Annotated in this window: 15 protein-coding genes; 4 read left to right on the top strand and 11 right to left on the bottom strand. The window is 56.2% G+C overall.

The window, feature by feature from the left end:
* Positions 1-10: 10 nt before the first annotated feature.
* Positions 11-988 (top strand): aldo/keto reductase, encoded by a 978-nt coding sequence (locus tag E0E17_RS11580; RefSeq protein ID WP_130834218.1) that lies wholly within the window; start codon positions 11-13, stop codon positions 986-988.
* Positions 989-1,032: 44 nt separating this feature from the next.
* On the opposite strand, the gene pgpA is transcribed toward E0E17_RS11580, so the two are convergent.
* The 6 genes from pgpA to nrdR form a co-directional block, all read right to left on the bottom strand.
* Positions 1,033-1,530 carry a phosphatidylglycerophosphatase A gene (pgpA, locus tag E0E17_RS11575; RefSeq protein ID WP_130834217.1) on the bottom strand — a complete coding sequence of 166 codons (498 nt, stop codon included), beginning with the start codon at positions 1,528-1,530 and terminating at the stop codon, positions 1,033-1,035.
* Entirely contained in the window at positions 1,517-2,494 is a 978-nt protein-coding gene (gene thiL / locus E0E17_RS11570) for a thiamine-phosphate kinase (RefSeq protein ID WP_130834216.1), read from the bottom strand. The genes pgpA and thiL overlap by 14 nt, the downstream gene beginning before the upstream one ends.
* A 58-nt stretch (positions 2,495-2,552) precedes the next feature.
* On the bottom strand, positions 2,553-2,972 hold the full coding sequence (nusB, locus tag E0E17_RS11565) for a transcription antitermination factor NusB (protein WP_130834215.1): 420 nt from the start codon (positions 2,970-2,972) through the stop codon (positions 2,553-2,555).
* Between the two features lie 19 nt (positions 2,973-2,991).
* Positions 2,992-3,462 carry a 6,7-dimethyl-8-ribityllumazine synthase gene (gene ribH, locus E0E17_RS11560; protein WP_130834214.1) on the bottom strand — a complete coding sequence of 157 codons (471 nt, stop codon included), beginning with the start codon at positions 3,460-3,462 and terminating at the stop codon, positions 2,992-2,994.
* A 90-nt stretch (positions 3,463-3,552) separates the two neighbouring features.
* Positions 3,553-4,659, bottom strand: a complete 1,107-nt coding sequence (gene ribD / locus E0E17_RS11555) for a bifunctional diaminohydroxyphosphoribosylaminopyrimidine deaminase/5-amino-6-(5-phosphoribosylamino)uracil reductase RibD (RefSeq protein ID WP_130834213.1) — start codon at positions 4,657-4,659, stop codon at positions 3,553-3,555.
* A 2-nt stretch (positions 4,660-4,661) separates the two neighbouring features.
* Entirely contained in the window at positions 4,662-5,111 is a 450-nt protein-coding gene (nrdR, locus tag E0E17_RS11550) for a transcriptional regulator NrdR (protein ID WP_021185864.1), read from the bottom strand.
* A 182-nt stretch (positions 5,112-5,293) separates the two neighbouring features.
* On the opposite strand from nrdR, the gene lysM reads away from it, so the two are divergent.
* Both lysM and E0E17_RS11540 read left to right on the top strand, forming a co-directional pair.
* Positions 5,294-5,734, top strand: coding sequence for a peptidoglycan-binding protein LysM (lysM, locus tag E0E17_RS11545; RefSeq protein WP_130834212.1), 441 nt, complete (start codon positions 5,294-5,296; stop codon positions 5,732-5,734).
* Positions 5,735-5,755: 21 nt separating this feature from the next.
* Positions 5,756-6,331 (top strand): SadB/YajI family lipoprotein, encoded by a 576-nt coding sequence (locus E0E17_RS11540; protein ID WP_130834211.1) that lies wholly within the window; start codon positions 5,756-5,758, stop codon positions 6,329-6,331.
* Between the two features lie 52 nt (positions 6,332-6,383).
* Here E0E17_RS11540 and secF read toward each other — a convergent pair whose 3' ends face one another.
* From secF to queA, 5 genes are all read right to left on the bottom strand, one after another.
* A complete protein-coding gene (gene secF, locus E0E17_RS11535) occupies positions 6,384-7,397 on the bottom strand; it encodes a protein translocase subunit SecF (RefSeq protein WP_439654633.1) in 1,014 nt (337 codons plus the stop codon).
* Positions 7,363-9,210: a protein translocase subunit SecD gene (gene secD / locus E0E17_RS11530; protein WP_130834209.1), complete on the bottom strand. Its 1,848-nt coding sequence runs from the start codon at positions 9,208-9,210 to the stop codon at positions 7,363-7,365. Before secD ends, secF begins: the two co-directional genes overlap by 35 nt.
* Positions 9,211-9,234: 24 nt before the next feature.
* Positions 9,235-9,567 (bottom strand): preprotein translocase subunit YajC, encoded by a 333-nt coding sequence (gene yajC / locus E0E17_RS11525; RefSeq protein WP_130834208.1) that lies wholly within the window; start codon positions 9,565-9,567, stop codon positions 9,235-9,237.
* A gap of 24 nt (positions 9,568-9,591) precedes the next feature.
* On the bottom strand, positions 9,592-10,716 hold the full coding sequence (gene tgt / locus E0E17_RS11520; protein ID WP_130834207.1) for a tRNA guanosine(34) transglycosylase Tgt: 1,125 nt from the start codon (positions 10,714-10,716) through the stop codon (positions 9,592-9,594).
* Positions 10,717-10,793: 77 nt separating this feature from the next.
* Positions 10,794-11,864, bottom strand: coding sequence for a tRNA preQ1(34) S-adenosylmethionine ribosyltransferase-isomerase QueA (gene queA, locus E0E17_RS11515; protein ID WP_130834206.1), 1,071 nt, complete (start codon positions 11,862-11,864; stop codon positions 10,794-10,796).
* Positions 11,865-11,967: 103 nt separating this feature from the next.
* Between queA and E0E17_RS11510 the strand changes: the two genes are divergently transcribed.
* Positions 11,968-12,549 carry an ACP phosphodiesterase gene (locus tag E0E17_RS11510; RefSeq protein ID WP_130834205.1) on the top strand — a complete coding sequence of 194 codons (582 nt, stop codon included), beginning with the start codon at positions 11,968-11,970 and terminating at the stop codon, positions 12,547-12,549.
* Positions 12,550-12,551: the final 2 nt, after the last annotated feature.

Below are 12,551 nucleotides of genomic sequence, written 5' to 3'. Positions count from 1 at the left end.
AGGAGCCACAATGAAAACTGTACAATTAGGCACAACCGATCTGCAGGTATCCCGTCTTTGTCTGGGCTGTATGACCTTTGGTCAACCCGATCGCGGCAGTCATGCCTGGACGCTGCCTGAAGAACGCAGCCGACCGCTGATCAAACAGGCGCTGGAGGCGGGCATCAACTTTTTCGACACCGCCAACAGTTACTCTGATGGCAGCAGCGAAGAGATCGTGGGCCGGGCGCTGAAAGATTACGCGCGGCGTGAAGAGGTGGTAGTCGCTACCAAAGTCTATTTCCCGATGAGCAACCTGTCACAGGGGTTGTCACGCGCCAGTATTCTGCAATCCATTGATGACAGTCTCTCCCGTCTGGGGATGGAGTATGTGGATCTGCTGCAGATTCATCGCTGGGATTATGAAACGCCGCTGGAAGAGACGCTGGAAGCGCTGAATGATGTGGTAAAAGCGGGCAAGGCGCGTTATATCGGGGCGTCATCAATGTACGCCTGGCAGTTTGCCAAAGCGATTTACACCCAGGAGCGCTATGGCTGGGCGCGCTTTGTCAGCATGCAGGATCAATATAACCTGATCCAGCGTGAAGAGGAGCGTGAGATGCATCCGCTGTGTATGGCGGAGAATATTGCCGTTCTGCCGTGGAGCCCTCTGGCGCGCGGACGCCTGACGCGCCCCTGGGGAGAAGGCACCGCCCGCACCGCCACGGATGAGTACGGGAAAAAGCTCTACAGTAGCCATACCGAAGAGAACGATGCGGCGATAGCTGAGCAGGTAGCGGAACTGGCGCAGCAGAAAGGCGTCAGCCGCGCCCAAGTCGCTCTCGCCTGGATGCTGAGCAAACCGGCGGTAACTGCACCGATTATCGGTGCATCACGGGAAGAACAGCTGGCGGATCTGGTACAGGCGGTTGAGGTGACGCTGGATGCGGCGGAAATCGCTGCGCTTGAAGAGGCTTATCAGCCGCACCCGGTGGTCGGTTTCGAATAAAGGCCAGGCTCCGGTCAGGCGTTGCGCCAGGCCGGACAGGGTTGTTATACCAGCCAGTAATGCCCGGCGGCGTACAAAATCCCGGCGGAAACCACCCCGGCGATAATGTCGTCGACCATAATTCCCATCCCGCCATGCACGTTGCGGTCAAACCAGCGGATCGGCCAGGGTTTCCACATATCAAAAATGCGGAAAATCAGAAAACCGGCCGCTACCCACTGCCAGGTCAGCGCCGGGATCGCCATCAGGGTAATCCACATGCCGATAAACTCATCCCAGACGATGCTGCCATGATCATGCACGCCCATATCTTTGGCGGTGCGATGGCACAGGTACACCCCGACGCTGATACCTACCAGCACCAGCAGCGAATAAAGCTGGAGCGGCAAAAAGGTCATCAGCCACCAGAACGGGATAGCGGCCAGAGACCCTACGGTTCCCGGGATAAACGGACTCAGACCGCTGCCAAAACCGGTAGCCAGCAGATGCCAGGGGTTGCTCAGACGTAAGCGGCTTTTGGCGATATCTTTATCTAAGGTCAAAATGATCGAATCCTTTATGATCGAACCTGAACGGCTTGCCGTTATCCAGCAGCGTAAGCCCTTCCGATTCCGGCGCAATCTGACCGATACAAGTATAGGGCACGCCCAGATGACTTAAAGCGACATCCAGCGCTCCACGATGCATCTCCGGCACGGTAAAGCAGAGTTCATAATCCTCTCCCCCGCTCAGCGCCCAGCGCACTACTTTCTCTGCGGCAAAGTGATCGCGTAACGCGGAGGAAAGCGGCAGCGCTTCCAGATTAATGCGCGCACCGCAGTGGCTGGCATTAAGGATATGTCCCAGGTCGGAGATTAAGCCGTCAGAGAGGTCAATGGCGGAAGAGGCCAGATTGCGCAACGCCTGGCCCTGCAAAATGCGCGGCATGGGTCGCAGGTGACGCTTGATTAGCGCCTCATGAACGGCGGGCTCCTGAATACGGATATGATGCTGCAGCAACGCCAGTCCTGCAGCGCTGTCTCCCAGCGTACCGGTAACAAAAATCCAGTCGCCCGGACGTGCGCCCGATCGTTTCAGCTCACGACCATTCGGAACCAGACCGTGGATCCCCAGCGTCATGCTGAGCGGCCCTCGGGTGGTATCGCCGCCGATCAGCTGCATATCGTAATAGTCGAGCAGCTCAAACAGGCTGTCGCTGAAGGCCTGCAGCCAGTTTTCGTCCACTTCCGGTAGCGTCAGCGCCAGGGTTAGCCACGCCGGATCAGCCCCCATCGCGGCCAGATCGCTCAGGTTAACCGCCAGCGCCTTATAGCCCAGATCGGCAGGATGAATATCCCGCAGGAAATGCACGCCTTCTACCAGCGTATCGGTACTGATGGCCAGTGTCTGTTTCTCTGGCACCCTCAGCAGCGCGCAGTCATCGCCAATCCCTTTTTCCACATCACGTCGGGAACTGGTTACACGATTAAAATAACGCGCGATGAGTTCAAATTCACCACAAGCCATAATTGCGTTCCGCTAAAACCTGAAAGAAAAAAGGCCGGCGAACCGGCCTTTTTCAGCACTACTTTCTGTTTGGTCGAATCTGTGGAGCTGCTTTATCCAGTACACCGTTAACAAATTTATGGCTGTCTTCTGCGCCAAAAACTTTTGCCAGCTCGATACCTTCGTTGATGGCTACTTTATAGGGCACATCATCACGCTTGCTTAACTCATAGAGCGAAATGCGCAGAATGGCTTTCTCCACCTGCCCCAGCTCTTCCAGCTGACGCGACAGGTAAGGTTTCATCAGGCCATCAAGGTATGCGCTGTTAGTCGCCACACCAGTCAGCAGTTCACGGAAATAGCTAATATCGACGTCTTTCACGTCCTGTTCCGCCAGAAACTGGTATTCCACATCGGCAATATCGTTATTGGACAGCTGCCAGGAGTAAAGCGCCTGGACAGCGCATTCACGGGCGCGACGACGAGCAGCAGGTTTCACAAAATTCCCCTTACAAAAATCAGGCTTTAATGGCTTTCAATACGTTAATCATTTCAAGTGCGGTGAGAGCCGCTTCGGCACCTTTGTTGCCCGCCTTCGTGCCGGCACGTTCAATGGCCTGCTCGATATTCTCAGTGGTCAGCACGCCAAAGGCGACCGGAATCTCACTGTTCATGGCAACGCTGGCGATACCGGAACTGGCTTCACCTGCAACATATTCGAAGTGGGCGGTGCCGCCGCGGATAACGGTACCCAGCGCAATCACCGCATCATGCTTACCGCCTTTAGCCAGCGCGCGTGCGGCCAGCGGCAGTTCGTACGCACCCGGAACCCAGACGACGGTGATATTTTCATCTTTCACCTGACCGATGCGTTTCAGCGCATCGATCGCGCCATCCAGCAGGCTGTCATTAATGAAGTTGTTAAAACGCGCAATCACGATGGCAACATTGGCATCGGGCGTGGCAACAGCAGCTTCGATAACTTTCATACTTATCCTTTCAGGGTGTTGTTATGGCCCCGCAGGGGGGCGGATTCTATCACACTCTTTAGCGACGTGCTCTCGCTTTTCGGCGTGCCGCTAGCGCGGCGTCAGCGTCAGACGCAGGTCGGGTCCCACCTGGCGTACATCGCTAAAGGAAAACTCTGGCGCATCAGCCAGTTGTGCCAGGGCCGGCAGTTCGCACAGGCCACGCGCAGCATTACCCAGCAGCTTCGGTGCCAGATAGACAATCAGTTCATCCACCAGACCGGCCCGCAACAGCGCACCGGCCAGTGTAGCGCCCGCCTCAACCCACAGGCTATTTATCTGGCGCTGTCCCAGCATCATCATCATCGCCACCAGATCCAGCCGCCCCGCCACCTCTGGCACCGCTATCTGCGTCACGCTCGTCGGCCAGCTGGCGCCATCGGGCGTGCGGCGCATCAGCCAGGTTTCGCCAGGCTGATGAATAACACGCTGCTGCGCGCTGACGCGGTTATGACTGTCAATAATCACCCGTACCGGCTGACGCAGCTGCGTCTCCGTGTCGAGGTGCGCGCGCGCGTCATCATCCAGTTCGCCCCAGCGCACCGTCAGCGCCGGGTCGTCCGCCAGCACCGTGGCACTGGTGCTGAGGATCGCCGAACTCTGGGCGCGCAAGCGCTGTACATCGCGACGCGCAGCGCCCGAGGTGATCCACTGACTCTCGCCGCTGGCCATCGCCGTCCGGCCATCCAGCGACGCGCCGAGCTTCAGCTGAATAAAGGGGAACCCGGTGCGCATCCGCTTGAGAAAACCGCGGTTAAGCGCTTCCGCTTCCGCCATCATCAGACCATGACTCACTTCCAGGCCCGCCTGCTGCAGGCGATACAGCCCGCGTCCGGCCACCTGCGGATTGGGATCCTGCATGGCGACGACTACCCGTCTGACACCCGCCGCAATCAGGGCGTCGCAACAGGGGGGCGTGCGGCCAAAGTGACTGCAGGGCTCCAGCGTCACATAGGCCGTGGCGCCGCGCGCCTGCTCGCCCGCCATACGCAGCGCGTGCACTTCCGCATGGGGTTCACCAGCACGCTGGTGCCAGCCCTCCCCCACCAGAACGCCGTCGCGCACCAGCACACAGCCGACATTAGGATTCGGTGTGGTAGTAAAACGACCGCGCCGCGCCAGTTCCAGCGCGCGCGCCATAAAAAGTTCATCTTGCATCGTTAATCCTGCAGCCGGGCGATCTCTTCACCGAAATCCCGGATATCTTCAAAGCTGCGATACACCGAGGCGAAACGGATATAAGCGACTTTATCGAGCTTTTTCAGCTCATCCATCACCAGATTACCGATAAGTTTACTGGGAATTTCTCGTTCGCCAGTGGCGCGCAGCTGCGTTTTAATATGATTAACCGCGCTTTCCACCGCATCGGCACTGACCGGGCGCTTCTCCAGCGCCTTCATCATGCCACTACTCAGTTTATCTTCGTTGAAAGGTTCACGTACATCATTGCTTTTTACCACGCGCGGCATAACCAGTTCCGCCACTTCGAAAGTGGTAAAACGCTCATGACAAACCAGGCACTGGCGACGTCGCCGCACCGATGAGCCTTCACTGACCAGACGGGAATCAATCACTTTGGTGTCGACAGCGGAGCAAAATGGGCAATGCATGACGTTTCCTGACGCGAGATGAATAGGTTATACAGTGTAACGCGAACTGTTAAGCAACAAAATCTCTTCCGCTGCCTTTCCCCTGTTCCGTCTCCCGCTTTGGGTAAGAAGCGGCAAAACGCACTATGCTTAAAAAGCCGTGCGTTACGGCACACTCACCGAAGAATCAGTCAGGAGGTAGTATGGGTCTGTTCAATTTTGTTAAAGATGCGGGCGAGAAACTGTGGGATGCAGTTACCGGGGGTGAAGACCAGAAAAACAAGAAGCTGCAGGAACACATTAATAATCTTGGCCTGCCGGACAGCGACAAAGTGAATGTGGACGTCAAGGGAGATACCGTTACTCTGAGCGGGGATGCCATTTCTCAGGAGCTGAAAGAGAAGATCCTGGTGGCGGCCGGTAACATCGCAGGCATCACCAAAGTGGAAGATAACGTTAAGGTGGCACAGACCGCGCCGGAAGCGGAATTCTACACGGTGAAAAAAGGGGACACGCTGAGCGCCATTTCTAAACAGGTTTATGGCACCCCAAACGAATACAACAAGATTTTCGAAGCGAACAAGCCGATGCTGACGCACCCGGATAAGATCTATCCCGGTCAGGTGTTACGTATTCCCAAATAAAGGCCACGGGGGCAGATCACCATGCTAAGGAGGATTTGGCCGCCGGTCGCGCTGGCGCTGCTGGCGCTGAGCGGTTGCAGTACGAGGCCCGCATCACCTGAGGTGCAACAGCTGAATCAGGAAGTGAAGCAACTGAATCAGGAGATGCGTCAGCTCACCCGCCAGGCCGCCGCGCTGGAACAGCAAAGTTTGCTCAACAGCCACTCCGCACAGGGTGCCTGGCTGCTGCCTGCCGCCAGCCACTCAGTGACGCTGCAAACCCGGCTGGGTGAACTGCGTCTTTCGCTGACGCAGATTGAAAGCGAAGCGAGCGGCACGCGCGCCAATCTGAATATCCGGGCGGCGGGTGAAGCACCCTTGCCGGCACTGCGTGCCGAGGTGCAGTGGGGAGAATTGGATCCCGCCAGCGGCAAGCCGCTGAGTGCGGAGGCATTAAGCCAGCGCATTGAGGTCCCCGCCAGCTTGCTGCCCCAGTCGTCGGTGATGGTTCCGTTACGTCTGAGCGGCATTGCGCCCGAGCAACTGGGCTTTGTGCGTGTGCATGCTGTAGAGCCGCTGCCCGCGGCGCAAAGTGCGCAGCGCACAGTCGCCCCATAAAAAAACGGGCCGCCCACTGGCAGCCCGTTTATTCCTGCATATTGCCTGCGGGTTACGGCAGAATCGAAGGCTGATCGGCGCCCTCTTTTTCCACTTTCTGTACCAGCATATGTTCACGCTTCATGCCCAGCTTCAGCGCCAGCGCTGAGGCGACATAGATCGACGATACCGTACCGATCGAGACACCAATCAACATGGTCAGCGAGAAGCCTTTCAGCAGCTCACCGCCAAAGATGAACAGCATCAGCACCACCACCAGAGTGGTTGCCGAGGTCATAATGGTACGGCTCAGGGTTTGCGTCAGCGACACGTTCACGATCTCATACGGCGTACCACGACGGATACGACGGAAGTTTTCACGAATACGGTCCGACACCACGATACTGTCGTTCAGCGAGTAACCGATCACTGACATCAGCGAAGCGATGATGGTGAGGTCAATCTCGACATGGAACAGTGACAGGATGCCCAGCGTAATCACCACGTCATGCGCCAGCGCCAGTACCGCACCGAGCGCCAGACGCCACTCAAAGCGGAAGCCGACATAGATCAGGATGGAGATCAGCGCCACCAGTAGCGCCATGCTGCCCGCCTGCGCCAGATCGCTGCCCACGCTCGGTCCAACAAACTCAATCCGCTTCACGTTGGCATTCTGGCTGGTGGCCTGATTGATCACCGAAACCACCTTGTTGCCCAGCTCCTGCCCGGCGTTACCGGCATTCGGTGACAAACGCACCATCACGTCACGGCTGCTGCCAAAGTTCTGCACCTGCGGCTCAACAAAGCCGGACTGCATCAGCGATGTGCGCAGCGTATCGAGATCGGCCGGTTTCTCCAGGCTAATCTCGATCACTGTACCGCCAGTAAAATCCAGGCCCCAGTTAAAACCGCGCACGCCCATAATGATCACCGAAGCGATCAGCAGCAGGCCTGACAGGGTAAAGGCCAGCTTATCCCAGCGCATAAAGTCATGGACTTTACGGCCATAGTTCAATTGTTCAACGCTATGTTGCTGTGCCACAACGTACTCCTCAGATAGACAGCTTGTTGATGCGTTTGCCGCCATACAACAGGTTAACGATGGCACGCGTACCGACAATCGCCGTAAACATTGAGGTCACCACACCGATAGCGGTCGTGATCGCAAAGCCTTTGATTGAGCCAGTACCCACCGCGTAAAGAATAATCGCGGTAATCAGCGTGGTGAGGTTGGCGTCGATAATACTGGAGAACGCACCCTTATAGCCTTCATGGATCGCCTGTTGCACCGTGCGTCCATTTTTCAGCTCCTCTTTGATACGTTCATTGATCAGTACGTTGGCATCGACCGCTACCGCCAGAGTCAACACGATACCGGCGATACCTGGCATGGTAAGGGTAGCGCCCGGTAACAGCGACATTACCCCGACAATCAGCACCAGGTTAGCGACCAGCGCCGTAGTGGCGATCACACCAAATTTCTTATACCAGACCACCATAAAGACGATAGAGGCAATCAGACCCCACAAACAGGCTTCAAGACCCTGATTGATGTTCTGTTGTCCCATGGTCGGGCCAATGGTGCGCTCTTCCACAATCTGAATCGGCGCAATCAACGCACCGGCGCGCAGCAGCAGCGAGAGCTGACGGGCTTCGTTCGGATTGTTGATGCCGGTAATACGGAAGCTGTTACCCAGACGTGACTGGATATTCGCGACGTTAATCACCTCTTCCTGCTTCTGCAGGATGGCGCGGCCATTGGCATCTTTCTTACCGCTGTCTTTGTACTCGACAAACAGCGTCGCCATCGGCTTACCGATGTTGTCTTTAGTGAAGTTCGACATGGCATTACCGCCCACGCCATCCAGCGAGATATTCACCTGCGGCTGGTTATATTCATCCATGCTGGAGGTGGAATCGGTAATGTGGTCACCGGTAAGAATGACGCGCTTATACAGCACGACCGGTTGACCTTCACGCGTCTGCTTCACTTCAGAATCGCCCGGCACACGGCCATTGGCTGCCGCGGTGGGATCGACACTGCTATTGACCAGACGGAATTCCAGCGTGGCGGTAGCGCCAAGGATCTCTTTCGCCCGGGCGGTATCCTGAATGCCAGGCAGCTCAACCACGATACGATCGCTGCCCTGACGCTGAACCAGCGGCTCGGCCACACCCAGTTGGTTGACGCGGTTACGCAGGATATTGATGTTCTGCTGCACCGCATATTCACGCGCTTCGCGCAGACGATCGTCGCTCATCACCGCCCGCAACGCATTGTTGCCGCTGCTGGTGATCACCAGATCGCGATGGCGTGTAGTGAGGTAATTGACGGCATCGTCACGGCGGGTGCCATCACGAAAACGGATTTCAACGCCGTAGTTATCCAGCTTGTTGACGTTGGTATAAGGAATGCTTTTCTCACGCAGATCGCTGCGCAGGCCGTCCGCATTTTGTTCCTGCAGCTTGCCCAGTGCGGTATCCATATCCACTTCCATCAGGAAGTGCACACCACCACGCAGATCGAGACCGAGCTTCATGGGTTCTGCGGCCAGCGCGCTTAACCAGCGCGGCGTTGCCGGTGCCAGGTTGAGTGCAACAATGTAGTTCTCGCCAAGCGCCTGCAAAATTGCTTCACGGGCACGCAGCTGAATGTCCGTATCGGCAAAACGCGCCAGGATAGCGCCATTTTCCAGTGCCAGTGATTTGCTCTGGATATTCTCTTGTTTTAAGACGTTCTGGATCTGATCCAACGTTTGCTCACTGGCGGCGCCACCGCGCGCGCCAGTGATTTGAACGGCCGGATCCTCACCATAGAGGTTGGGAAGCGCATAGAGCAGACCGACGACTAGTACGACGATCAGCATCAGATACTTCCACAGAGGATAACGGTTTAACACGGCAGTTCCCTTAGGGAAGAAAAATTACAGCGCCTTCATCGTACCTTTCGGCAGAACGGCAGCCACGAAATCACGTTTGATCACTACTTCAGTGGTATCGTTCAGAGCGATAGCGATATAGCCAGTCTCAGCCACTTTGGTGACGCGACCCACCAGACCACCATTGGTCAGCACTTCATCACCCTTAGAGATGGAATCCATCAGCTTCTTGTGCTCTTTGGCACGTTTCTGCTGTGGACGCAGGATCATGAAATAGAAGATCAGACCAAATACCACCAGCATGATCACCAGAGAATACGGACTTCCCTGAGACGGTGCGCCAGCTGCAGCCACAGCGTCAGAAATGAAAAAACTCATTAAATTTCCCTCATTGATGAATTATCAGTCGTTTAACGGCGGAACGGTTTTGCCCGTCCGTTGGTAGAACTCGCTAACAAAGTGCTCTAATTTACCCTCTTCGATGGCCTGGCGTAAACCTGCCATCAGACGCTGGTAATAGCGCAAATTGTGAATAGTATTCAGACGCGCGCCCAGTATTTCGTTGCAGCGATCGAGATGATGCAAGTAGGCGCGGCTGTAATTGCGACAGGTGTAACAATCGCACTCGCTATCCAGCGGCGAAGTATCCGCTTTATGCTTCGCATTACGGATTTTTACCACACCGTCGGTGACGAAAAGATGGCCGTTACGGGCATTGCGCGTCGGCATGACGCAGTCGAACATATCGATACCGCGACGAACGCCTTCCACTAAATCCTCGGGTTTTCCCACGCCCATTAAATAACGCGGTTTATCTGCAGGGATCTGCGGACAGACATGCTCCAGAATGCGGTGCATATCCTCTTTCGGCTCGCCAACCGCCAGGCCGCCCACAGCGTACCCATCAAAGCCAATCTCTACCAGACCTTTCACCGAGACATCTCGTAAATCTTCGTAAACACTGCCCTGAATAATGCCAAACAGCGCATTTTTATTGCCCAGCGCATCAAAACGGTCACGGCTGCGTTTGGCCCAGCGCAGCGACATCTCCATGGAGCGTTTGGCGTAATCCCATTCGGCAGGATATGGGGTGCATTCATCGAAGATCATCACGATATCAGATCCGAGATCGTACTGGATCTCCATCGATTTTTCCGGATCGAGAAAGATCGGATCGCCGTTGATCGGATTACGGAAATGCACGCCCTCTTCGGTGATCTTGCGGATATCGCCGAGGCTAAACACCTGAAAGCCGCCGGAATCGGTGAGAATCGGCCCCGACCAGTTCATAAAGTCGTGCAGATCACCATGCAGCTTCATGATCTCCTGGCCTGGACGCAGCCAGAGATGAAAGGTATTGCCGAGCAGAATTTGTGCGCCAGTCTCTTTGACCTCTTCCGGCGTCATCCCTTTGACCGTGCCGTAGGTGCCCACCGGCATAAACGCCGGGGTTTCCACCACGCCGCGATCGAAAATCAGACGGCCACGGCGCGCGCGCCCGTCAGTGGTATCCAGTTCAAACTTCACATGACCTCCATCAGAGAAACAGTCTGATGTGATGGGTTAAACAAGCGACGCCAGATAAGGTCCGGCGTCGGGTGATATCAGACGCCAACCTTCTCCTGCGGCGCCTGGGGATTTTTGCTGATAAACATCGCATCGCCATAGCTGAAGAAACGGTACTGTTGCGCCACCGCTTCTTTATAAGCGTTCATGGTGTGCTGATAACCGGCGAAAGCAGAAACCAGCATAATCAACGTAGATTCAGGCAGATGGAAATTGGTGATCAGAGCATCGATGACCTGATACTGATAGCCGGGGTAGATAAAGATCTGCGTATCATCGAAGAAAGGCGCAATCAACGCTTCGCAGCTGGCCTGCGCCGCGCTTTCCAGCGAGCGCACTGAGGTGGTGCCTACCGCCACAACCCGGTTGCCGCGCGCTTTACACGCCAGCACCGCATCAACCACTTCCTGCGGCACTTCCGCATATTCGGAATGCATGGTGTGATCTTCGATGGTTTCGACACGTACCGGCTGGAAAGTACCTGCGCCTACATGCAGCGTAACAAAGGCCATTTCGATGCCCTTCTCTTTCAGCGCCTCAAGCAGTGGCTCATCGAAATGCAGTCCGGCAGTGGGCGCAGCCACCGCGCCGGGGCGTGCGCTGTACACAGTCTGATAAAGTTCGCGGTCCGCTTCTTCATCCGGGCGATCGATATAGGGCGGCAATGGCATATGGCCGACGCTGTTGAGGATCTCCAGCACCGTACGATCGTCATCAAAGACAATTTCAAACAGCGCATCGTGACGCGCCACCATGGTTGCCCTGACATCCTCGTTATCGCCCAGCAGCAGCGTACTGCCCGGTTTCGGCGCTTTTGACGCACGCACGTGCGCCAGCACCCGTTTCTCGTCCAGCATACGTTCTACCAGCACCTCGATTTTCCCGCCACTGGCTTTACGCCCAAAGATACGTGCCGGAATTACGCGGGTATTGTTGAATACCAGCAGATCGCCCGGGTTCAGTTTCTCCAGCAGGTCGGTAAACACGCCGTGGCTCAGCGCACCGCTGGGACCATCCAGAGAGAGCAGACGGCAACCGCTGCGCTGCGCCTGCGGATAGTGGGCAATCAAAGATTCAGGCAACTCAAAGGCAAAATCGGCTACACGCATACTTCACTTCTTTCATGACTCAAAACAGGCGGCCTAGTTTAGCGGAAAAGTGCGCAATTCTGAACAACTGGCTGAGCGTTAGCGAATCTGCCTATAATGCATTATGAACTTTCTCGCTCACCTTCATCTGGCCCGACTGGCCAACAGTTCCCTGCCGGGCAATCTGATGGCTGATTTCGTACGCGGCAATCCTCATGAGCAGTGGCCGGCTTGCATCGCGCAGGGTATTGCCCTGCACCGCCGCCTTGATGTGCTGACTGACGGATTACCCGAAGTGCGTGAGGCCTGTCGTCTGTTCCGCCCTGAAACGCGGCGCGTCGCCCCCATTACGCTGGACGTGGTGTGGGATCACTTTCTCTCTAAGCACTGGGCGCAGCTGCATCCGGATCAGTCCCTGGCCCACTTTTCCGCAGACGCGCAACGCGAGATTCTGGCGGTCCTGCCCGGCACACCGCTGGCCTTTCAGGAGCTAAACCAGATTATGTGGCGCGAACGCTGGCTCGAACGCTATGCCGATGCCGCCTGGCTGCAGAATGTCCTGAACGGTATGGCGCGTCGCCGTCCGCGACTGCATATGCTGCGCAATTCCTACCAGGATTTCGCCGACAGCTATCAGCAACTTGAACCCCTTTTCTTCCGCTTTTATCCGCGTCTGATGACGCTTGCCCGCCAGCAACAGCTGTAACC

This window comes from [Erwinia] mediterraneensis (genome assembly GCF_900604315.1).
GTDB classification, from domain to species: Bacteria; Pseudomonadota; Gammaproteobacteria; order Enterobacterales; family Enterobacteriaceae; genus Pantoea; species Pantoea mediterraneensis_A.
Note: the sequence above shows the minus strand (reverse complement) of the source record. Positions and strands in the feature narration are given on the sequence as shown.

Excerpts from the sequence above, each read along its gene's own strand:
- E0E17_RS11580 (WP_130834218.1), top strand. The coding sequence starts at position 11 with ATGAAAACTGTACAATTAGGCACAACCGATCTGCAGGTATCCCGTCTT.
- thiL (WP_130834216.1), bottom strand. The coding sequence starts at position 2,494 with ATGGCTTGTGGTGAATTTGAACTCATCGCGCGTTATTTTAATCGTGTA.
- ribH (WP_130834214.1), bottom strand. The coding sequence starts at position 3,462 with ATGAAAGTTATCGAAGCTGCTGTTGCCACGCCCGATGCCAATGTTGCC.
- ribD (WP_130834213.1), bottom strand. The coding sequence starts at position 4,659 with ATGCAAGATGAACTTTTTATGGCGCGCGCGCTGGAACTGGCGCGGCGC.
- nrdR (WP_021185864.1), bottom strand. The coding sequence starts at position 5,111 with ATGCATTGCCCATTTTGCTCCGCTGTCGACACCAAAGTGATTGATTCC.
- lysM (WP_130834212.1), top strand. The coding sequence starts at position 5,294 with ATGGGTCTGTTCAATTTTGTTAAAGATGCGGGCGAGAAACTGTGGGAT.
- E0E17_RS11540 (WP_130834211.1), top strand. The coding sequence starts at position 5,756 with ATGCTAAGGAGGATTTGGCCGCCGGTCGCGCTGGCGCTGCTGGCGCTG.
- secF (WP_439654633.1), bottom strand. The coding sequence starts at position 7,397 with ATGGCGGCAAACGCATCAACAAGCTGTCTATCTGAGGAGTACGTTGTG.
- yajC (WP_130834208.1), bottom strand. The coding sequence starts at position 9,567 with ATGAGTTTTTTCATTTCTGACGCTGTGGCTGCAGCTGGCGCACCGTCT.
- queA (WP_130834206.1), bottom strand. The coding sequence starts at position 11,864 with ATGCGTGTAGCCGATTTTGCCTTTGAGTTGCCTGAATCTTTGATTGCC.
- E0E17_RS11510 (WP_130834205.1), top strand. The coding sequence starts at position 11,968 with ATGAACTTTCTCGCTCACCTTCATCTGGCCCGACTGGCCAACAGTTCC.